Origin of the sequence: Paenibacillus kribbensis (assembly GCF_002240415.1) — a bacterium.
Taxonomy (GTDB): Bacteria; Bacillota; Bacilli; order Paenibacillales; family Paenibacillaceae; genus Paenibacillus; species Paenibacillus kribbensis.
Genome location: NZ_CP020028.1, coordinates 254,476 through 276,802, shown reverse-complemented (window position 1 = coordinate 276,802; position 22,327 = coordinate 254,476). Strand labels below are relative to the sequence as shown.

The 22,327-nt window shown below is 50.1% G+C and carries 18 protein-coding genes and 3 pseudogenes; 4 read left to right on the top strand and 17 right to left on the bottom strand.

The annotated features are described in order from the left end of the window. Positions 1–32: 32 nt before the first annotated feature. The 7 genes from B4V02_RS01190 to kduI all read right to left on the bottom strand — a co-directional run bounded on the left by B4V02_RS01190 (position 33) and on the right by kduI (position 7,160). Positions 33–623, bottom strand: a complete 591-nt coding sequence (locus B4V02_RS01190; protein ID WP_179030938.1) for a GNAT family N-acetyltransferase — start codon at positions 621–623, stop codon at positions 33–35. A gap of 51 nt (positions 624–674) precedes the next feature. After that, positions 675–2,039: an MFS transporter gene (locus B4V02_RS01185; protein ID WP_094153475.1), complete on the bottom strand. Its 1,365-nt coding sequence runs from the start codon at positions 2,037–2,039 to the stop codon at positions 675–677. 92 nt (positions 2,040–2,131) lie between these two features. Next, a complete protein-coding gene (locus tag B4V02_RS01180) occupies positions 2,132–3,283 on the bottom strand; it encodes a winged helix-turn-helix domain-containing protein (protein ID WP_094153474.1) in 1,152 nt (383 codons plus the stop codon). Next, positions 3,264–4,502 carry a CynX/NimT family MFS transporter gene (locus tag B4V02_RS01175; protein ID WP_094153473.1) on the bottom strand — a complete coding sequence of 413 codons (1,239 nt, stop codon included), beginning with the start codon at positions 4,500–4,502 and terminating at the stop codon, positions 3,264–3,266. The genes B4V02_RS01180 and B4V02_RS01175 overlap by 20 nt, the downstream gene beginning before the upstream one ends. Positions 4,503–4,769: 267 nt before the next feature. Then, entirely contained in the window at positions 4,770–5,546 is a 777-nt protein-coding gene (gene kduD / locus B4V02_RS01170) for a 2-dehydro-3-deoxy-D-gluconate 5-dehydrogenase KduD (RefSeq protein WP_007432923.1), read from the bottom strand. Between the two features lie 60 nt (positions 5,547–5,606). Beyond that, on the bottom strand, positions 5,607–6,251 hold the full coding sequence (locus tag B4V02_RS01165) for a bifunctional 2-keto-4-hydroxyglutarate aldolase/2-keto-3-deoxy-6-phosphogluconate aldolase (protein WP_094153472.1): 645 nt from the start codon (positions 6,249–6,251) through the stop codon (positions 5,607–5,609). A 78-nt stretch (positions 6,252–6,329) separates the two neighbouring features. Next, a complete protein-coding gene (gene kduI / locus B4V02_RS01160; RefSeq protein WP_007432925.1) occupies positions 6,330–7,160 on the bottom strand; it encodes a 5-dehydro-4-deoxy-D-glucuronate isomerase in 831 nt (276 codons plus the stop codon). Positions 7,161–7,500: 340 nt separating this feature from the next. Between kduI and B4V02_RS01155 the strand changes: the two genes are divergently transcribed. After that, positions 7,501–8,457: a sugar kinase gene (locus tag B4V02_RS01155; RefSeq protein ID WP_007432926.1), complete on the top strand. Its 957-nt coding sequence runs from the start codon at positions 7,501–7,503 to the stop codon at positions 8,455–8,457. A gap of 185 nt (positions 8,458–8,642) precedes the next feature. Here the strand turns inward: B4V02_RS01155 and B4V02_RS01150 are convergent, their stop codons facing one another. Together B4V02_RS01150 and B4V02_RS01145 are read right to left on the bottom strand one after the other, a co-directional pair. Continuing rightward, positions 8,643–9,656, bottom strand: a complete 1,014-nt coding sequence (locus B4V02_RS01150) for a LacI family DNA-binding transcriptional regulator (protein ID WP_007432927.1) — start codon at positions 9,654–9,656, stop codon at positions 8,643–8,645. Between the two features lie 224 nt (positions 9,657–9,880). Next, a complete protein-coding gene (locus B4V02_RS01145; protein ID WP_094153471.1) occupies positions 9,881–11,290 on the bottom strand; it encodes an MATE family efflux transporter in 1,410 nt (469 codons plus the stop codon). A 362-nt stretch (positions 11,291–11,652) separates the two neighbouring features. On the opposite strand from B4V02_RS01145, the gene B4V02_RS01140 reads away from it, so the two are divergent. Next, positions 11,653–12,660: an acrylyl-CoA reductase family protein gene (locus tag B4V02_RS01140; protein WP_094153470.1), complete on the top strand. Its 1,008-nt coding sequence runs from the start codon at positions 11,653–11,655 to the stop codon at positions 12,658–12,660. Positions 12,661–12,793: 133 nt separating this feature from the next. Here B4V02_RS01140 and B4V02_RS01135 read toward each other — a convergent pair. The 6 genes and pseudogenes from B4V02_RS01135 to B4V02_RS01115 form a co-directional block, all read right to left on the bottom strand. Then, a pseudogene (locus B4V02_RS01135) lies at positions 12,794–13,218 on the bottom strand (carbohydrate ABC transporter permease); the annotation flags it as partial. Between the two features lie 9 nt (positions 13,219–13,227). Next, positions 13,228–13,353, bottom strand: a pseudogene (locus B4V02_RS27160) (IS30 family transposase); the annotation flags it as partial. Beyond that, entirely contained in the window at positions 13,346–14,245 is a 900-nt protein-coding gene (locus B4V02_RS01130; protein ID WP_094153469.1) for an alpha/beta hydrolase, read from the bottom strand. The gene B4V02_RS01130 and the pseudogene B4V02_RS27160, both read right to left, overlap by 8 nt. 320 nt (positions 14,246–14,565) lie before the next feature. Then, positions 14,566–14,703: pseudogene (locus B4V02_RS27065) on the bottom strand (carbohydrate ABC transporter permease); the annotation flags it as partial. Then, entirely contained in the window at positions 14,703–15,569 is an 867-nt protein-coding gene (locus B4V02_RS01120; protein ID WP_094153467.1) for a carbohydrate ABC transporter permease, read from the bottom strand. The gene B4V02_RS01120 and the pseudogene B4V02_RS27065, both read right to left, overlap by 1 nt. A 15-nt stretch (positions 15,570–15,584) precedes the next feature. Continuing rightward, positions 15,585–16,817 carry an ABC transporter substrate-binding protein gene (locus B4V02_RS01115; protein WP_094153466.1) on the bottom strand — a complete coding sequence of 411 codons (1,233 nt, stop codon included), beginning with the start codon at positions 16,815–16,817 and terminating at the stop codon, positions 15,585–15,587. Between the two features lie 167 nt (positions 16,818–16,984). On the opposite strand from B4V02_RS01115, the gene B4V02_RS01110 reads away from it, so the two are divergent. Beyond that, positions 16,985–17,989 carry a cellulase family glycosylhydrolase gene (locus B4V02_RS01110; protein WP_094153465.1) on the top strand — a complete coding sequence of 335 codons (1,005 nt, stop codon included), beginning with the start codon at positions 16,985–16,987 and terminating at the stop codon, positions 17,987–17,989. A 514-nt stretch (positions 17,990–18,503) separates the two neighbouring features. Beyond that, positions 18,504–19,865 (top strand): DJ-1/PfpI family protein, encoded by a 1,362-nt coding sequence (locus B4V02_RS01105; protein WP_094153464.1) that lies wholly within the window; start codon positions 18,504–18,506, stop codon positions 19,863–19,865. A gap of 103 nt (positions 19,866–19,968) precedes the next feature. Here B4V02_RS01105 and abc-f read toward each other — a convergent pair whose 3' ends face one another. Both abc-f and B4V02_RS26040 read right to left on the bottom strand, forming a co-directional pair. Further along, positions 19,969–22,059, bottom strand: coding sequence for a ribosomal protection-like ABC-F family protein (gene abc-f, locus B4V02_RS01100; RefSeq protein WP_094153463.1), 2,091 nt, complete (start codon positions 22,057–22,059; stop codon positions 19,969–19,971). A gap of 103 nt (positions 22,060–22,162) precedes the next feature. Then, on the bottom strand, positions 22,163–22,306 hold the full coding sequence (locus B4V02_RS26040; protein WP_167383733.1) for a hypothetical protein: 144 nt from the start codon (positions 22,304–22,306) through the stop codon (positions 22,163–22,165). Positions 22,307–22,327 lie beyond the last annotated feature (21 nt).

The window sequence follows — 22,327 nt, the reverse complement described above, 5'->3', positions numbered from 1 at the left end:
CCTCTTCTGCAAACCCGTGTAAATGTGGTTTATCAGCTCTCTGCTTTTTTCACATATCGGTCGCGGTATTCATGGTTCAGCATGCTCATCAGAATCGAATCGTGGTATTCATGATTGTAAAATAAAGCATCCCTTTGTACCCCTTCACGCTGAAAGCCCACCTTTTCATAACAACGAATGGCCCGTTCATTAAAATCAAATACATTCAGCTCAATCCGATGCAGATTGCAAATACCGAATCCGTAATCCAGCATCAGGACAAGCGCTTCGCTGCCGTAGCCTTTCCCTTGATCTCCCTGCTCAGTAATGGCGATACGAATGCCAGCGCTGCGATTCATGGTGTCCATATCCTGCAGGGCAATATCCCCAATGATACGATCATCCTCGCAAAGCGCGATCAGAAGCAGCAGGCTTGAGGTATCCTGACCCTTAGCCTCGATATAACGCGCAATTTGGTCCTTGGTAAAGCTGCGCTGCGTGCCTGTCAGCCTCCGCACATCCTGTTGGAACAACGTATTATAATACAGCTCCGTGTCCTCCACATGAATGGGACGCAGATACACCTGTGATCCTTCAAGCAATCGTGCTACAGGCGCGGCGGTTGTTGAAGTTCGTTGACTCATCATGATTCCTCCTATGCTAAAATTCCGAACTACAAAATTTAAAATAAACGACTATGCAAGGTCAACATGTTGTTCCGTCGTAAGGCTGGAATCAGCGAGGGGCTCGCGCCAGATCACGGATTGAAGCAGTAATCCCGCCAAACCCAGGAGGCCAACAGTCATCCCGATCCAGACAAAGGCAGTCCCTGGCCCGGCTATTCGGATTAATAATCCTCCAGCCAGGGGCGAAACGATCATAATCGCACCAATGACGGTACTTTGAATACCAAAGACCCGTCCCACCATATCAGCCGGGGTTTTGGCTTGTAAAATGTAGTTCTGGGTGATGATGTAGAGACCGTTGCCCACGCCCAGCATAGCCCCAATCATAAGCAGTGCGAGCAAGCCTGTCCCTGGCTGCGCCCAGCCCAAAGCAGCAATAGCTCCGCCAATCAGCACATAGCCTCCACCTAGCCCCCAGCCCGCGCTTATACGGTTCAAGCGATTAAGCACCAGCATGCAGCCGACGGCGCCAGCCCCTATGGCTGAAACCAGCCAGCCGAGCAGCGATTCGTTCCCCGGAGCGAGCACGCGCAGCAGCGTAGGGAACTGGTAGTCAATCATGAGAATGGCAATCAAGCCAAAAAGTCCGAATATGAGCGTATGCAAAAGCATTCGAGTACGCCAGAGGAACGCCCAGCCCTCACGCCATTGGCTGAGAAAACGGGGTGCGTGAGCAGGCTTCTCCTGCATCTTGGCATCATCATCCTCAGTCGCTGTACGCGGCGATTCCGGCTTTCCTGGCAGCTCGTCAGCAACCGCTTGCTGCTCTGTGCTGGCCAGTGCCGGACCGATTCCGCGCAGCGGCCACAGCAGCAGGCCGGAGCAGAGGCGCAGCAATGCATTCAAAATAATGCATGCCTGGGGGGACAGCACAGTCAAGGTCATGGCGCCCAGCAATGGTCCCGCCACTTTGGAGGCCTGATTGACCAGCCCGTTCAGCGAGGTCGCCCGAAACAGGTCGCCGCTGGCGACGACCGTGCGGGTCAAGCCTTGCTGTGACGGCATTTGGAATACGCCAGCCGCCGCGCGCAAGCCCAACAACGGCAGCAGCCACGCCGGGCCCGGGACGGCGAGAATCGCCAGCGTCAATAAGGCGATAGCTGCATCGCAGCCGATCATCAGCCGGGCCTTGTGTACCCGGTCGGCTAAAGTACCGGCGATGGAGCCCAGCAGCAAACCCGGCAGCGCCATCACGACCGGAATCAGCGCAATCAGCATGGGATCAGCTTCCCAGCGATAAGCAACAAGCACCTGAATGGCGATGGCATCAAACCAATCGCCAAAGGAAGCAGCCGTGTGCGCTGCGAACATTCGCGTAAAACGGCTATTGCGCCAAATACTGGGCGTGGATTGCAATTCTTTCTTCTCCTTCATTTCTACTCACCCTGTTCTCAAATTTCTGCTTCTGTAGCAATAAGAACATTCTAACGGGCCTATATCAGAAGAAAATCAGACAGCGAAAAATATCAGACCCCAGAAAGCGTCTGCTCCAGCCAGCGCCTCAGCGCCGAACGATGCAGTGTCAGGCCGTTGTTCCGATCAAGTCGTTCGTACCGAGCCGCATATTTCTCTTCCAACATGGGGGAGATGCCGCAAAGCTTCAAAAAACCGCGGATTTGGCAGACTGCTTTGATTTTTAGCAATTCCTGTTTACCCATATCAAGGGTATCCAGCCCTTCATCTATGAGCCGCTCGGCGTTGTCCACATCTCCAGTACGCAACAGCATTAGTCCGCGCATCATGCGATAACGGCCCAGCTCGCGCAAATATGGAGCTTTCGACAGCATGCCTTCCAGACGATCAGACAGTTCAGCAGCCTTTTCCATATGATTGGCAACCAGATGCATATACATCTCCATCAGTGCAACAGGCATCACAAATTTATCGAGATCATCCCGTTCCATGACCATCAAGGTCAGTGGCAGACCTTCCTGTGCGCGTTCAGGTTGGCCATTCTCCACATAAGCCTCCAGAATGTTGAGAATACGCAATTCCCGCTCCTGATCACTGGACAGCAGCCTGCTGGAAAGCGCACGCTCACACATACTAAGCCCCTCATCCGTCACCCCTGCTGTACCTGTATATAGCAATAACATCCAGTACAATCGATCTTTAAGAGCAAAGTCCTCCCGTTCCAAAAACCACAATATATCCGCCTGCACAAACCGGGTATACATTTGATAAAAAGGAGACAGCTCAAAACCCATCTGCTCCTGCTGGGCAGCCAGCGCTACGATGGAGTTCCCCTGCCCTAGCAGATGGTATTTTCGGAACAATTCATGGACAGCGTCCTGCACCTCCTGATCGTATAAGGACGGATGAATGGGTCGCTGCACGTCAGTCAGAGTCAAGCTGTAGCCATACCCTCTGACTGTATGAATACGGAGCGTATTCCATGACTTGAGTTTCTTGCGCAATCTGTAGATATGATCATCCACCGTACGCTCTACCGGATATTCCAACGGCCATACGTGATCCAACAGCTGTTCCCGGGTGAATACCTGGTTCCGGTTATCATATAGAAAACGCAGGAGCGCAAACTCTTTGGCCAACAGTATGACCTGCTCTGTACCACAGATGACACTGTAGCCCTCTGCATCAAATTGCAGCCTGATCATCCACCTCGCCCCCGACATATCGTTTCTTTGCTGCACCGAGTCCCGTAAACATAAGCACAACACTCAGGCACAAAAGCAGCAGCAGCGGAATCGTCCACCCTTGTGTCGCATCATGCAAATAGCCGAACAGCGTTGGCCCAGTCGCCGCCAGCAAATAACCAAAGGATTGCGCCATACCAGACAGCTCTGCCGCCTGCTGCGGAGTCCGCGTCCGCAAATTAAAAAACATCATCACCAATGGAAAAGCAAAACCGCCTGCTATACCGATACAAATGACCCAAACCACACTCCATTGTGTAGCCCCTAGCAGAAATCCGCCCAGACCGATAAAATACAGCGCAGCCATAATCAGAACCAATATCCGCTGATCCTTCAACCGCGCTGCCCAAATCGGCACAATAAAGGTAAACGGCATTTGTGAAAATTGCAGCACAGACAGCATCCAGCCCGCTGTCTCGGAATCCATTCCCTGTCCGCTCATCATCTCGGGAAACCAGGCGGCAGGGACATAAAACAGGGCAGATTGCAGTCCCATAAATAGCGTCACCTTCCAGGCCAAAGACGATTTATACACATTGACGGTTCGGGCGGATATGGCCGCCTTACTGACCGTTTTACGTGCTTTGAGAAGCTGGGGAATCCAAAGTAAAATACCAATCACACCCATAATGGACCATATTCCCAATGCACCACGCCAGCCCATACCTCCGTTCAAAGCGAGTGGTATACTCAGACCCGATGCTGTTGCAGCCACCACATTCATAGCTACTGAATATACGCCGGTCATGAGCCCACTGTTGCGAGGAAATTCCTCTTTAATCAGACTGGGCAGCAAAACATTGCACACGGCAATAGCCAAGCCCAGCATGGCTGTTCCGATAAATAATGCTGTCACTCCCAACGTGGAACGCACCACAATACCCGCGGTTAACAGCAGCAAGGCTGCAAAAATAACACGGGATGACCCGAAGCGGCGCGACAGATTAGCCACAAAAGGCGATAATAGGGCAAAAGCAAGCAGCGGTAATGTCGTTACTAACCCGCTCAGTGTATTTGAGATATGCAAAGAATCCTTAATCAAGCCGATAAGGGGCCCTACAGAAGTAATCGAAGCGCGCAAATTGGCACCAATCAGAATCACTCCTGCAGCAAGCACCCAAGGACCGGCATACCACAAAGATTTGTATACTAAAGCTCGTTGGTGTTGCTGTGAATTCATCTCTCTATTCTCCTATCCCTCTGTGTTATGCTCAAAGGCTCCAACCTGGTGTACGGCTGGAGCCTGAGCAATTTTTCTCTTATTAAATTATAAGGGCATTGATGCCATATGCATAGGACGGATCAGCATAGCACGCCAATTCTTCCAGTTCAGCATACAGCTCCAACTGAACAAACAAAGGCTGCCTGCAAGGATTTTTTCCTTTGGAGACAGCCTTCAGCTCATGACTCAGATGTGTTTTACGGTACTTTACGGCGCTTAACTTGCTTAACGCACCAGCCAGCCACCATCCACAGCAAGGATATGACCATTCATATAATCGGAACCCTTGCTGGCGAGGAATACGACAACCCCCATCAGGTCGGAAGGATCGCCCCAACGGCCCGCAGGAATACGCGACAAAATTTCCTGATTGCGGCTCTCGTCCGCACGGATTGGAGCTGTGTTCGCAGTCGCAATATAACCAGGAGCAATCGCATTAATCTGCACGTTATGAACTGCCAGCTCATTGGCAAATGCCTTGGTCAAGCCAGCCACTGCGTGCTTACTCGCTGTATACGGCGGAACGAACTTGCCACCCTGAAAAGCAAGCATAGAAGCGACATTGATAATCTTCCCGCTTTTTTGCTCTACCATCACCTTCGCTACTTCCTGACTCAGATGATATACAGCATTCAGGTTGATTTCCATGACAGCGTCCCAATCCTCAGCCTTGTACTCCAGCAAAGGAGCGCGACGAATCGTACCCGCATTGTTGACAAGGATATCAATCTTGCCGAATTCCTTGACGCATTCTTCTACAATTTTCTTAATCGATTCTTTTTTCGTCAGGTCAGCTTTATAAAAGACAACCTTCACACCTGTAGGTTCCAGCAGACGTCTGGTTTCTTCATACTCTTCAATGTTAGCCACAATGAACAAATCAGCGCCCGCTTTGGCTAAAGCTACGGAATAGCCCTGACCCAAACCCGTGTTGCCTCCTGTTACAATGGCTGTTTTGCCTTTCAGATTAAAAAAGTCCAATGAAAAATTGTCCAGGCCCATACTTACGCCTCCATCACAGTTTAGTATAAATCTATTTAGTTAAATAAATCTTCTTACACGTTACAGCGCTGCACGAATTTCTTTATATTTGGCCACATAACGCGCCGCATTTTCTGTAATCAGATCATAGCGGCCTTCCTTGGCCGGAGCCGTCAGATTGCCGCCAATCCCTACTGCGACACATCCGTTGCGCAGCCAGGTCTCCATATTATCCAGATCAACACCACCAGTTGGCATAATCTGCACATGAGGCATTGGCCCTTTGACTGCCTTGACAAAATCGGCTCCCATCGCACTGCCCGGGAACAGCTTTACTACATCACTGCCTAATTTCATGGCTTCCTTGATCTCATTCAGCGTCATACAGCCGGGCATATACGGGATCGCGTACAAATTGCACAGCTTGGCGGTTTCTTCCTCAAAAGAAGGACTCACAACAAACTCCGCTCCAGCCAAAATCGCGATTCTCGCCGTCAGTGACTCCAGTACAGTCCCCGCACCAATCACAGCCTGATCCTTAAATTCGTCTTTCAGTCTACGAATGACCTGGTCTGCATCCGGCGTAGTAAACGTAAGCTCAATATTGTCCAGGCCGCCTTCAATGCAGGCTTTGGACATTTGGTACGCTTCCTCCGCTGTGTTTCCCCGAATAACTGCGACAACACCAACCGAAGTGATATGCTCCAAAACTTTCCTTTTTGTCATGTTCCTGATCCTTTCCACGAATGGGATGACCATGTACCATCAGCCGCTTGCAGGTTTCCGTTTCAAAACGTCAAACGGTTAACGCAACTCGCTCATGGCTACCTGATCCATGTCTTTGTATGTTTTATTTTCACCGGCCATGCCCCAAATAAAGGTATAGCTGCCCGTAGCTGCACCGCAGTGGATCGACCAAGGCGGAGAAATAACCGCTTCATCATTCTTCATCACCAGGTGACGCGTTTCGTTCGGCTCGCCCATCATGTGGAACATTCTCGCGTTCTCTTCCAGTTCAAAGTAGAAATATACTTCCATACGGCGGTCATGCACATGTGTCGGCATGGAGTTCCACACACTGCCGTTTTCCAGCGTCGTCATGCCCATAACCAATTGGCAGCTTTGAATGCCTTCATCATGGATATAGCGGCGCAGCGTACGATTGTTGGCCGTTTCCTGTGAACCCAGACTTTCAGACGGCACATCGGCAAAAGATTGCTTCTTTGTCGGATACGTCGTATGAGCCAAGGCCGAAACGATATAAAATTTTGCAGGCTTTTCGCTGGAATCGCTTTCAAAGATCAACTCCTTGCCACCTTTGCCTACGTAGAGACAGTCTTTCGTGGCCAGCTCGTAGGTTTCACCGTCTACCTTGACCGTACCGCTGCCGCCGACATTGAAAACACCCAGTTCACGGCGCTCCAGGAAGGTGGCCGCTTTGATTTGATCGCTGCCTTCCAGCGCAACAGATTTATTCACGGGATAAATACCCCCGATAATGACACGATCCTCATGCGTATAGACCAACTTTACTTCCTCAGGCACAAACAGATCCTGAATCAGATAGTGCTGACGCAACTCTTCAGTCGTGAAATGCTTGGCATGCTCGGGATGAGTTGAATAACGCATTTCCATAAAAACATTCCTCCTGTTTAGATAAACTTTTTTATCAACGGAATTGTTATAAAAGCGGTTTCTAACTCTACTTCTTAGCTAGAATTGTAATTATTATCTAAGGGGGTGTCAACCCAAAACTTCACTAAACCTTGAAAACTCCTAATTATTCACGGATTTTTAAACGTTTTTTACCTTTTGATAAACAAATTCATATTTTTTTATCTACATTATCCAAAAAGTTTTTAACAAATATATCAACTTCATCATTGTGAAAAACCGATTTATGTGATAATTTCATTTTATTCAGGTGGTGCATACGCTTACAGATTTAGTTTACTAAACATAAGGAGGAATTCAAATGACCGCAACATTGGATGCTGTTACCTTCGGAGAACCGATGGCCATGTTTTATGCCAATGAAGCAGGCTCTCTGGATGAGGTTCGTTCATTCACCAAAGCGCTGGCCGGGGCGGAGACGAATGTTTCGGCCGGTTTGGCGCGTTTGGGACTACGAGCCGGGCTCGTGACCAAACTCGGCGAGGATACGTTCGGCAAGTTTATTGCCGATTCGCTGCGTCAGGAGAAGATTGACACCCAGAACGTCATGTTTACCAAAGATCACTCTACCGGAATGCTGATTAAATCCAAAGTCACCAGCGGTGACCCGGAGGTGGAGTATTTCCGCAAGCATTCCGCCGCTTCCACACTGAGCATCGCTGATTTTAACGAAGCCTACTTTGCCGGGGCTCGTCACCTGCACTTTACAGGGATTTCTGTCGCACTTTCCCCTGAATGCCGCGACTTCGCCCGACATGCGAAGCAGTTTATGAAAAAGGCAGGTAAAACAGTATCCTTCGATCCCAACCTCAGACCCAAGCTATGGCCTGACACACAAACGATGGTGGAAGCCATTAACGAAGCGTCTGAGGGCTGCGACTGGCTCCTGCCAGGCATTCATGAAGGTAAAATATTGACAGGCTACACCTCGCCTGAGGATATCGCCTCGTTCTACCTTGACCGCGGCACCTCGCTGGTCATCATCAAGCTGGGAACAGAAGGCGCATACTACAAATCCGCGGATGCAGAGGGATATGTCAAACGCTTCCGCGTAGATCATGTCGTGGATACCGTCGGAGCCGGTGACGGCTTTGCCGCAGGTGTCATCAGTGCGCTGCTGGAGGGCTTGCCTCTGGCCGAAGCGGTCAAGCGCGGTAATGCCCTTGGCGCGCTGGCTGTCATGTCAGCCGGAGACATGGACGGCTATCCGACGCGAGCCGAGCTGGAGTCCTTTTTGCTCAGCGCCAGCACGAATTAGACCGAGTTCATTCCCCGGATAATCTTCGCCGCTATTAGCGCAAGCTCAACAAGGCCGAATCAGCAAAAGCCGACCTTAACCTTCAATAGCCCGTATTCGCTTTTGTGTGGCCTGAGCAGCATATGCATGCTCAGGCCGTACAAAGGAATACGGGCTATTTTTATAGTGTATGACTTGATGCTCGTCTACAACGTCTTGACGGATTCTCCCCGATTGATATCCGGCACAAAACGGTAAATGATCGGCACCGATTCACCGCCCTCCTCAATGCTGGACAGCAGCGTCTTGGCCGCCTGCTTCCCCATATCCGCAATCGGCTGCGTAATAGTCGTAATCGGCGGATTGTAAATATGGGCAAACTCCGCATCATCAATTCCGATAATGGACAGCTCCGCCGGAATGCGTATACGGCGGGCATTCACATATTTCAGCGCTTCTGCCAGCACGATATCATTCCCGGCCAATAGCGCAGTTGGCGGCTCCGGCAGCTGAAACAGCTCTTCCAGCGTCTGCTGGATTCTTTCTCTTGGTACACTGTGCATATACTCCTCCCGGAAGGGCAAGCCAGCCTCCTCCAGCGCCTTTTTGTAACCGCTCAGCCGCTCTACTCGCGGCGTAATCCGGTTCACTCCAAGCGGCAGGGTAATCAGCGCAATCCGCTCATGCTTATGGGATACCAACTCCTGAATTGCCAGCTTGATCGCCATTTCGTTATCCAGCAGCAGGCTGCGCGTATTCACGCCGTCCACCAAGCGGTCCAGAAATACCAACGGATACTTTTCACGAATGAGCTGGTTGTAAATATCGGCATGCTTGCCTGTCGGGAAGATGATTAAGCCATCCACCTGACGGGCCTTGAGCATCTCAATATATTGGCTCTCCTTGTCTGGATTTTCGTCGGCGTTACAGATGATCACCTGAATGCCAAAGCGCTGCAATTCCTCCTCCATCGCGCGGATGGACTGAATCGACAGCGTATAATCAATGTTGGCTACAATAACACCTACCATAAACGTTCGATTTTGCTTCAAACTGCGGGCCAGCCCGTTAGGCTGATAATTCAGCTCCTGAATCACCTCGGCAATCCGGTCTCTGGTCTGGTCACTCATATATTTATATCGTTTGTTCAGAAATTGCGAGACCGTGCTTTTAGACACTCCCGCCTTCTGGGCAACATCTTCAATCGTCGGCTTCTTCATCGATACACTCCTTGTCCTTCATGTACTGCGTTAGTGCAACAAAAGTATATCTTTTTTTTAGTAAATTTACCATACTTCTATTTATGAATACATGATTATATACGCCGGCCTAAAACTTGCCCGTGGTGCCACTGCGCAGACGGATGGTGCTTCAGACAGCAAAAAGAGGCAGCTCAAGATGTTCTCTTGAACTGCCTCCACGTAATCATAAATGCTGCTAGGCATCAGTGTGCCGGAATCGGGGCTGCAGGCTGATCCGGTGTATCGTGCTCGACCAGCGCATGCTTTTCCCACAAACGGCTTCGCCAGCGGGCATACATAATGACGGCACGAGTCCATTCATCTGCGGCAATAGCCAGCCACACACCCGCGAGTCCCATTTCCAGCTTGAACACAAGCAGATAACCAAGCGGCAAGCTCATGCAGACCATGGAGATCAGTCCCATAAAGACCGGGAACTTGGCATCTCCAGCAGCACGCAACGAGTTAATAATGACGATATTCGTCGTCCGGCCGGTTTCCAGTAGCATGCTAAGTAAAATAACCTGTGCTCCCAAACGGATAATTTCAGGATTTTCGGTGAACAAACTGAGCAGAGGCACACGGAAAAATATAACTACTGCATCAATAATTATGGTCACGAGCAATGCCCATTTCACACTGCTTAATACCCGTTTATAGGCTGTATCCTTCTGTCTGGCTCCCACGAGCCTTCCTACCACGATCGCCGTACCCATACCGACAGCCATACTGAACAAATAAATATAGCTTGAAATATTATTCGCATATTGACGCGTAGCCATCGCCTCTGCACCCAGATAAGTTACATATAGCGTGAATATGAGCTGACACGACTGATACATAATGGACTCCAACGCGGATGGCACACCAATACGCAAAATTTTGGAGATAAATTTTCTGGACAACTGAACATAGTATTTCCACTCAACACGCACCTCGGTGACCCGGTACATGAGCCAGAAGAAGATCAGGAGACAAATAAAGCGGCTGCCTACCGTAGAAATAGCTGCCCCCTCTACGCCGAGCGCAGGCATTCCCCAATGTCCGAAAATCAAAACATAATTGCCGAGAACGTGAATCACGTTCATCAGCACCGATACATACATCGTTTCCCGGGTAAACCCATGTGTACGAATGGTTGCCGCCAGCGCGTTAATCAATGCCTGAAGGAAAATAGCACCCCCGACGATACTTATATAGGAATCTGCATAAGCCAGAATATCTCCCTGGACATTCAGCCATTGCAGCATATGAGTACCAAAGACGAGAAAAATGACGCTAAGCAATAGACCTACCATTAAATTCAACGTAATGGCCGTGCCCGTAACCTGGGCCGCTTCGACAAGTTTTTTAGAACCGATATATTGAGCTACGACGATAGCAGCGCCGTTGCCGATAACCTCCAGTACAAGGATGGCAATTGAAATAATTTGGTTGGACGCGCCCACACCCGACACTGCATTATCAGATACAGAGCTGAGCATGAATGTATCGACGCTTCCCATCAGCATAAACAGGAACAATTCAAGGAATATAGGCCATGTCAAACGGAACAAATTCAGTTCCTTGGCTTCGGACAATACCGAACCATTTTTTGGTATTCTGGTTGTCATTCATTCACCTTTCTTCATAGATTTATTTAACGATCAAAAGGTATGTTAGCACAGTCATTCTGAAAATACATCCCGTTTGCGTAAAATGATTTGCAAAACGTGTAAGAATTCATTTATCACTTTCTTAAACATTGATTATCGAACTTTATTGAAACACAACATGGCACGATTATTTCTGTAATCCCGGCTTTTCCGACAGAATCAGGACATAAGGGTATAATATAGGATAAACCTGTGAGTATTGCCGCTGACAGACTGCATAGATGGTTATAAACTAAATTTTTATAGTATGATTTATGAGGCATACTGAAAATTCGCTTTTCATAGACTCACATTGCAATAATAAAGGAGGCTTTTTACAAATGACTCAAACCTTTCAAGCCCTGGTCGTCGATCAGACGCAGGACGGTGAAGTTCAGGCAGAGGTACGTTCTTTAGAAGCTGGCAGTTTACCTGCTGGAGAAGTATTGATTCGTGTCGCTTATTCCAGCATCAATTATAAAGATGGGCTTGCCGCCCGCAAGGATGGCAATATCGTCAAAGCCTATCCGTTCGTACCCGGTATCGATTGCTCTGGAACGGTCGTATCCTCTGAGGATGACCGCTTTAGCGCAGGACAAGCAGTGCTCGTGACCGGATACGGGCTCGGTGTGTCTCAATTCGGAGGCTTCAGCGAATATGCTCGCGTACCTGCGGATTGGGTCGTTCCACTTCCGGACGGACTAACGCTGAAAGAGGCGATGATTTACGGAACAGCCGGATTCACGGCAGCCCTGTCGTTATATCGGCTGGAGCAAAACGGCGTTGCGCCGGATCAGGGCAAAGTACTCGTCACCGGAGCGACGGGTGGTGTAGGCGGTGCAGCCATTGCCCTGCTGAACAAGCGGGGCTACCATGTCGTAGCCAGCAGTGGCAAGGCTGATGCGCATGATTACCTCAAGGCGCTCGGAGCCGCCGAGGTCATTTCGCGCGAGGAGGTCTACGACGGCGCGGAGAGCATCCGGCCGCTGGGCAAGCAGCTTTGGCAAGCGGCCGTTGATCCTGTAGGCGGAAAGCCGCTCGCTTCGCTGCTCAGCCAGATCGCCTACAACGGCTCCGTTGCCGTGAGCGGCCTGACAGCAGGCACCAAGCTGCCTACGACGGTGCTGCCGTTTATTTTGCGCGGCGTAAGCCTGCTGGGCATAGACTCAGTCTTCTGCCCCTACGACACCCGCGTAGCGATCTGGCAGCGACTCGGCAGCGACTGGAAGCCTGAGCGGCTGGAGCAGCTTGTGGAGCGCGAAATCGGGTTGGCCGATCTGCCAACTGCACTGGAGGATATTCTTGCAGCCCGCTCGCAAGGAAGAACGATTGTGCGGTTGGCTGACTAAGCGGACGTAATGATTTCATTTAACAAAAGAACCTTCATTTCCACTTACATAGTGGTTTTGAAGGTTCTTTTGCATCATTTATGGGATTCGCTCACTTGAGTGTACCCTTTTGGGACAGCCCCGTCTTTTTTTCGTGTGAAGCGAAGGCCAGGTTAAAGTCTGTATTGAACTGCCCCTGAAACACATACTGGACGAGCGGCAGTGTATACTGCTCCAGGTTGCTGATCATAATGAGCGGCAGCAGAAAGTCATTATAGGTGGACAGACAAGTGAGAATGCCCACGGTAGCACTGATCAGCGCCATAAACGGATAATACGCCAGAATGTGCCCCATATCGCCGCACCGTCCACCGTGGCCGCCTCTTCCAATACCACCGGAATGGAGCGAATATAGCCGACATATACGAAGACATTAAACGCCAAGCCATACACCGTATGCAGCATAATAAGACCAAGCAGATTGGTCACATGGAGCCCCGAGGCCAGCTTGACAATCGGCAGCATGATGATCGTGAACGGGATAAACATGGCGCTCACAAAGTAAAAATATAATCCCTTGACGGATTGTCAAGCCAAGTGCGACAATTCCGCTGAAAAGGATTCGTGAGTAGTTTCCCACCCCAAGCATTTTCGTGGACTTTGATTGATTAAATCAAGTGAGTGGGCGAGGTCTTCATCTTCCACCTCAGCGAAAGACACGTTGCGAGAATTGATACAGCCCACTGCTCCAAACTTTCCCTTCATGTCCGCCCACATCCAGATACCACATGTGCGGGATATTCATGGTATTCAAGCTATTATGGAAATTTTGGCTGATCCCAAGCAGATTATCCGAAGATCCGCATGACAGCCACAGCAGTTTCAGTTGGCTGGCAACCTGAGACGGATTGGAGATGAGCTGCGATGCCGACTTCGTATTAGGAGCGGATGAGAACGCGCCAATCCAGGAGAATTTATCCAAATGGGTTAATCCGAAGTTCAGCGATTGTCCACCTCCCATCGACAAGCCGGCCAGCGCGCGATGCTGCCGATCTTTATACACCGGAAAATGGGAATCGATGTAAGGAATAAGGTCATTGATCAGATCAAACTCAAACTTTTCGAAGGCGGCTACCTTGTCCGGAGCAAAAATATCGCCTATTGGACGATCATCTTTCATTGCGCGGCCGTTCGGGAATACCACAATCATCGGCTCCAGTTTATTCTCGGAGTAGAGGTTGTCGAGAATATTCCTCGGATTCATTCCATTGAGCCATTCATTCTGGTCCCCGCCAATACCGTGCAGCAAGTAGAGGACGTTGTAGGTTTTCGAAGGTGTATAGCCCGGAGGCGTATACACCATCGCGTTCCTATACTTGCCTACTGTTGTGGAATAATAGGAAATCTGCTGCACGTTCCCGTGCGGGATATTTTGGCGGTAAGCATCATATCCCCGTGGAGCCGGAATCACGGATCCGCTGGCAGCTGCGACAGCAGAACTGCTCAGATCTTGATCTTGTGTTTCGGACGCAGCATAGGACATTGTCGGCACCAGCAACGTACTCACCAAAGCTACACCTAAAATACGAGTTAAGGCTTTCTTCATTTCACTTTTCCTCCTTGATTTGTGAATTCTATTGACCTTGCTAGTTTGGAGTGAACCCTGATTCACTCTGTTCTGTTACTCTCTCAGAAGCTATTCTCCTTGCTACTATCAATTTGTAAGCAATTTTAAAACTGAGTGTCCTTCCCCTCCCCCTACCTGCAGCACCCATGCTCAAGAATCAAAGCAATGCTCAGCTATTAATGTAAGCGCATCCAAATGTATGGTACCATAATTTTCATAATATGTAAATTGCGTTTTGTGGATTGAATAGCCAGGAAGATCCCCCTCATAATAGTTGTCCCGTTTTCTGTTGATTGGTCAGCAAAGTCAGAATGCGCCATCTGTTCGGGATTTTTAAGCGCAATGGCCACCGTCATATAAAGGGGAAACAGGATAAATATCGTCCCCAGCGCCACCAGAAGCAGTACAAGCCAGCTGGTATGTCTGCTCGCTCTCATCAGTCATCCATCTCCCTTCTCTGGAGGAATCGCAGCTGCAAGATGGAAATCATCGCGATCACAATAAAGTAAATGACAGCGTTAGCCGACTGATAAGCAAATTCTCCGCCTCTAAAACCTCCCGTGTAAATCAGGTGCGAAATGGACTGGGTTGCCCGGCCCGGACCACCGTTTGTCAAAGCCACGATCTGATCGAACACCATCAGGGAATTTTTCATCGCCAGTACCATATTGATGGTGAAAAACGGGGCAATTAACGGAAAGGTAATGCTCCAAAATTCACGCCATTTACCTGCGCCATCCAGATTGGACGCCTCATACAAACTTGTCGGAATGGTTTGCAGCCCGGCCAGATAGAGAATCGTATTAAAGGCAATCCCCTGCCATACGGCTACGATCACCACCCCCACCCAAGCCAACTGCTCATTGCCCAGGATGTTCGTCGATAGTGAAGTAATGCCCAGGTTTTGCCCCCAAATCGTAAACACGTTCGAGAACAAATAATTGAATATGTACCCCACAATTAGCACGCTCAAAATATTAGGCAAAAAATAAATGCCCCGAAAAAAGTTGCGGAACCGTATTTTAGCATTCAGCCCCATGGCAATCAGCAAGCTGAGGACGTTAATCGCAATCGTAACCACAATCGCAAACCTGAAAGTAAACCAGTAAGCGTTGCCCACGTTGTCGTCCTGAAACAAATTCACATAGTTTTTGAACCCGACAAAATGATACTGATGACCAAATCCGTTCCAATTGGTGAGTGAGTAATACAATCCCTGCAAGGCAGGCAAGGTTAAAAATATAAAAAACAGTAGCACCGCCGGCACGGTCATCCAATAAAAAGCCGTTAGTCGCTTATTCATGTCCAATCCTCCTCCCTATCGGCGGTTAGCTACCTTATCCCATTCACGGTCCAGCTTCGCCAGATAGGCGTTGATGTCCCCATTTTGCAGAAAAGCCTGCACAATGGAATTCAACTGCACAGCTTTGGGGATATAGTGATCAGCAAAATCAATGACACGCCCCGCTTTAAAATACGGCAGCAGCTCTGCCACACTCGGATCATCCTGCGTGACCCCCTTCACCGCCGAAAACAGCGTTTGCTCCGTAATGTACTGCTTGCTGTTCTCCGGCTTCAACAGGAAGGCAATAAACTCCTCGGCCTCCTTTTTATGCGGGGTGCTTTCCGAAACGGCCAGCAGTGTATCTATACCGGACACCAGCTTGACCGCCTGCTCGTCGTTTCCTGTTGGTAACGGGAAAAATCCCAGTTCTACCTTCGGGTTTGCCTTACGGATTTCAGATATCGCCCATGTGCCCTGGATGTACATCAATCCCTGTCCGTTAGCAAAAGCCCGGTTGCCATCGGCATAGTTTTTGCCAAAATTATCGCCATGTCCATACTTCAGCAGCTCCAGCTGCTTTTGTGCAACCTCGCGGTACTTATCCTGAAAGGTGACCTTGTTTTCACGCCGTTGCAGGAAGAAATCAATGCCCACCAGATTCGGCCCGAGTGCATTAAAGGGAAGATTTGTCTGCCAATCATCTTTATATGTAAAATAAAACGGGATTTTGCCAGCAGCCTTAATCTTTTGCGCCGTTGCAATCAGTTCGTCCCACGTTTTGGGAACGCTTAATCCCATTTCCCTAAACAGCGTTTTGTTGTACATCACACCATTCGCATTCGCAGCATAAGGGATTCCGTACACAGGGTCTATCCCGGTCACATCCTTGAGCATTTGAAGGTAAATCGGGTCGACGGTACTCGGCAGCTTGGTGTTAGCCAAATCCGTAAAAATACCGCTCTGTGCCAAAATGGAATAGGTATCGGTGGCTCCAAGTCCCACGATGTCAGGCACGTCGTTTTTGACGACTCGGGTCAATAGCACGGTCTCCGCCTCCGGCGGATTCACCTGTGTGACCTCAATGTCCGGATGCTCCTGATTAAATTGAGCAATCAGCTTATCAAAGGAGCCCTTGGCTTCCGGCTTGTTTTGAAAAAACTCCATTTTCACCTTACTTGAAGCATCATCCCTGTTGCATGCGCTTATAAAAACCGACAGCAGCAGGATCGCCGCCAGCACAGACAGCCTTTTCCCCCATTTCCACATGCTCATACCTCCTTTTCCCCTATGTCACTCTATGCGGGACTAGACAATTAATACCCGTCCCTTGCAGAAAAGAAATGATCACCCTATTTCAACATTACAGTCGGTGGAATACGTTTCCATTTCCAACATAAGATTAACTGGACTATAAAGAAGGAGGAGATTGATTCGTGAGAGATTGGCGTCTTTATGGCAAAAAGGCTTTCATCTTTACTATTATTTTTCTGCTTTGTTCCAGTGTAGGGTTATTGAATGCAGGTACATCATTTGCAGCCTCTGGTTTTTATGTAAGCGGAAACAATTTGAAGGATGCCAATGGGAACAACTTTGTGATGCGCGGGGTGAACAACCCTCATATCTGGTTTGACGCACAAGCCTATCAGGCATTGGATGCGATTGCTGCGACGAAGTCCAACACCGTCCGCATTGTGTGGCAAACCAATGGATCGGCGCAAAGACTCGGAGAGATCATCGAACGGGCCAAACAGCTCAAGCTGATTTCCGTGGTTGAGCTGCACGACGTGACTGGCAGCAATGATGCCAACCGTTTGAACGACATGGCCCGTTATTTCGCTGACCCAGCGGTGAAAAAAATACTGACCGATAACCAGAAGTACGTCCTCGTGAATATCGCCAATGAATGGGGCGACCACAACCTCTCGGATGCCGCATGGCGGGACGCTTACAAAACTGCAATTACCACCCTGCGCAACGCAGGTGTGCCAAATACAATTGTGATCGACGGCTCCGGCTGGGGACAATATGCTTCCCCGATCAAGGCCCACGGCGTAGAGCTGCTGCAGCACGATCCCAACCATAACATCTTATTTTCCGTCCATATGTATGCCAACTATAATGATTCCAGTAAAATCGGCTCTGAGCTGCAGGCCATCAAGGACAAGGGGCTGGCGGTCATCGTTGGTGAGTTTGGCTACAACTATAACAATGGCAACAACAACCTGGGCACCACCGTGAATCCTTACGAGGTCATGAAGCAGTCTCAAGCCAAAGGCATCGGCTATCTGGCCTGGTCCTGGACGGGCAACAACAGTGAAAACGCATGGCTTGATCTCGTGAACAGCAGTGACTGGAAAACGCCAACCGCATGGGGAAATACTGTGTTTAATGATGCCAACGGCATCAAAAACACTTCGAAGAAAGCTTCGGTTTACTAAGGCAGAGTTTTGGAAGGAAATTTGTGATAAAAAAAGATCCAGCCGACCCTTCAACGGTCGATTGGATCTTTTTTTACTTTTAAGATATTAGCGCAAAATCTCGTTTTTGCCACCGTGCACGGGGGGGGACCTCGGCAGCCAATTGACGAGATGTTTATCCGAGCCTATGAAGAATGGAAGGCTGATCGAATAACGGCAGCGGTGTATCGGGCCGGGACATCGGTGCTTTCTTTTCGGGAAGACAATTCAGCCAAAAGCGTTCTATAATGCACAGTCCATGCTTCGCTGGTGCTGTGCGAATAGCCCGATCGAGTCATATTCAGAAAAGAGCCGGTCAGTTATGATGATAAAAGAAATACTCAACTGCTGTTCGAGAAAAAAAGTCCTTTACCTGGACCTAAGTCGGGGAAAAATATAGTCTTCGGACGAGTTTATTAGTTCGCCTTCTCCCCTTATCTTTGAAATAAGAAAGTAATTAATACCAACTAGAAAAAAATCAGAGGAGAGAAGGAAATTGAAAAAAGTATGGCGTTTCATCGCGTATGTGTGCGTTTTCATTCTGGTTGTGGGAGGAACCGGCGCGATCGGTTTCATGAGCACGATGCAGGAGGCTATGTCGGTTTACGATAAGCCGGTTCCTGCTTCTTTACAAAGCATCCAAGCTCCTGCCTATGATTCGAAAAAGCCGACGGTGGCCGTTATTTTGGCGAATGAAGTGACCGAGGTGTTCGATTTTCTCGTACCATACGAAATGTTCTCCATGACGGGCTCGTACAATGTTGTTGCGGTAGCTCCCGACAAAAACATCAAATCATTGACGGGCGGCCTTGATGTCGCACCGCATTACACTTTTGACGAGTTGGACGAATTGACGGGGAAAGGTCCGGATATAATCGTGATCCCTTTCATGCCAATTTTGGATGAAGCGAAATACAAGCCTGTCCGCGATTGGATAAGGAAGCACTCCAGCAAGGAAACGACCTTGTTATCTATCTGCAATGGTGCGGAAAATTTGGCGGATACCGGCCTGTTGAACGGGAAATCTGCGGCAACGCATTGGGGAGATATCAGTAGATTGGAAAAGAAGTATACCGAGATTACTTGGAAAAGGGATCAGCGTTACGTGTCTGATGGCAACATAGTCTCCTCGGCCGGCCTGACTTCGGGGATTGATGCCACACTGTACGTCATATCCCGGCAAATGGGAGAGTCGGCAGCGGAGAAAGTGGCGAAAGAAATGAATTACCCTTCCTACGATTTTGTTCAGCATCCGCAAATGGAGCCTTTCACAGCCGGATTAAGCGATATCGTATATGTTTTGAACAACGCGTTTCAATGGAGCAAGAAAAAGAACGGTGTCCTGTTGTATAAGGGTGTCGACGAGTTGATGTTATCCTCGGCTTTTGACACGTACGGGGCTTCCGGTACGACGATAACATTAACGATATCAAGCAAACACGAGCCAATCGTTACCCGGCACGGTCTGAATCTGATCGCCCGATATCAAATAGCTGATGTCCCGAAACTCGACAAAATGATTTTTGTGGGGCCGGACGTTAAGACGCGTGCTGCGGGCGATATCCGAAACTGGAACGAGAACGGCGGGAAGGCTGAGCAGCTTTACCTGCACAGCGATGCGCTGGAGCGGTTCGCAATGGAGCCTGCGTTTGAAGACTTGGCGAAGCAGGAAGATATCTGGACAGCTAAATTCGCCGCCAAGCGGCTCGAGTATCGCGCCACAAACCAGTTTAAGCTTGAAGGAGCGCCGTTTCCATACGAAGCTTTCAGCATACCAATCGGTGTCGGCTTGTTGTCTCTGTTCATCGTTTATTGGATAGATAGACGTTTCGTAAGGAGAAAGACCATTTCCGCATAAAACGGAAAGCCAAAGAAGCATCGCAGACGGCCGGGTCTGAATGCTTCTTTTTCGTGTGCGCTTCGTGAGGCGGAATCTTCGCCAAAAGAACCAGATCCGCCACCTACTCCAGCTCGACCCACTCGCCGAGCAATGTGTCCAGCTCCGCTTGCAGCCCTTCCCGCGCGTCCCACAGCTCCGCCATGCGCGCCGTGTCGCTGCTTGTGCCGAGCAGCTCCAGCTCGGCATCCGTCGCCGCCAATTCCGCTTCCTTGGCGGCAATGGCCCGCTCCAGCCGCTCGCTGGATACGGCGGGCGTGCGGGACGGCTTCGCGGCTTTCGCTCCGCGCGCCCCCGATTCCGCTCCGGCGTCGGACGAGCCCCGGCGGCCTGCCGCCCCGGAGCGTGCGCCGCTCGCATCGGCTCCGGGGGCCGCTCCTGTACGCGCAGCCGTCCCCGCGCCATTGCTGGCTGCACCGGAATGTGCAGCCAGGCCCGAGCCTGAGCCGCCAGCAGCCGCGGCTCTACTTGCAGATGCCGCGCGTGCCCCGGCATCCCCCTCGCACTGCAAGCGGGCGCTTTCCAGCTCCCGCTTCTTCGCCCGGTATTCATCAAAGCTGCCCAGATAAAAGGTCAGCTTACCATTTTCCAGCTCCCACACACGCCCGGCCAGCTTATTCACAAAGTAGCGATCATGTGAAATCGCCAGCACCGTTCCCGTGTAGGTGTCGAGCGCTTCCTCCAGCGCCTCGCGTGAGTCGATGTCCAGATGGTTGGTCGGCTCATCCAGCACCAACAGATTCGGCTTTTTCATCACCAGCAGTGCCAGCCGCAAGCGGGACCACTCCCCACCGGACAGCATGCTCACAGGCTTAAACACATCGGCACCGTAAAATAAATACTTCGCCAGCAGCCCGCGCGCTTCGCCTTCCTCTACGCCAGCTTCTTCCTTGAAATAAGCAAGCACGGTCGCCCGGCTATCCCGTTCTCTCTCTTGCTGTGCCAGATATCCATATTCCACGCGCGCGCCCCATTGTACCGTCCCCGCATCCGCGCTTTCCTGACCAAGCAGCAGCTTGAGCAGTGTCGTTTTGCCTGAGCCGTTATCACCCAGCAGTGCCACCTTTTCACCAAACTCCAGATTGCCTGTGGCCCCTTTCAATATCTGCCGCTCTCCATAGGATTTGACGATTTCCTCAAATGCCAGCACCCTGCGACCCGAGCGATCCTCCAGCTTTAAGTGAAACTCGGCACCTTGAGGGTCCAGCACAGGCCGCTTCACCAGCTCCATACGCTCCAAGGCTTTACGGATCGAGGCCGCTTTTTTAAAAAACTTTTCGTTGTCGCCATTGCGGCCCCACTCTTCAAAACGCCGAATGGCCTCCTTCATCTTTTTGATCCGCTTTTGCTGCTCCTTATAATCCTCGAACTGCAGCAGCAGACGTTCTTCCTTTTCCTTGACGTAGCTGCTGTAATTCGTATAGTACGTAAACGCCTCGCCATCCTCCAGCTCAATCATCTTGACGGCGACCCGATCCAGAAAATAACGATCATGGGATACAACCACACACGCACCTGTATAGCCCTGCAAAAATTGCTCCAGCCATTCCAGCCCCTTCAAATCCAGATGGTTGGTCGGCTCATCCAGCAGCAATAAATCCGGCCGACCGATGAGCTGTGATGCCAGCGCTATTTTTGTTTTCTCTCCACCAGACAATGAGCCAAAGCTGCGCGTATACATAGCTTTGGGAATGCGCAGTCCATCTGCCACCTGATCTATATTGGCATCCATTTCATAGCCGCCGCTGCGCTCAAACCGCTCCTGCAAGGCAGCATACGATTGCAGCAGCTTTTCCAAACGATCCATATCCGCCGCCACAACCGGATCTGACATTTCCCGCTCCAGCCTGCTCATCTGGCTGCGGCAATCCTGCAGCTCACGATAGGCGTAAGCCAGCGTTTCGTATACAGTGAAGTTCTCAAACTCCGCCGGGATTTGCGGCAGGTAGCCGATTTTCGCATCCTTGGCGATGACAAGCTGGCCTTCATCCGGGCGGGACAAACGCGCAATCAGGCGTAGCAGGGTCGTTTTGCCGCTTCCGTTGCGGCCAATGAGACCGACCTTTTCCCCTGTATGGATTTCAAATGAGGCACCATCCAGAATCAGATTTGCAGCGTGATATTTCTTCAATTGTTGACCGTTTACAATATACATGTTCAGGCTCTCCTTTATTTAGGAAGACCCTTACCTGGGTACACAAAAAGAGCCGCAGGAGCAAGCCCCGCGACTCTTCGGAAGGTACAGCAATCCGTTCGAGTTAAGGTAGGCGTCTTCTCGCGATGTTTACAACCGTATGCTTAAAATTGGACAGACTTCTCCCGCTGTATGGAAAAGCATGAACAATGCCAGCCATAGCAATCGGCAGCTGGCTAATACGGTTGTTCAGCATCTCGTGATTCACCTACCTCACCCCCTTCTTCAT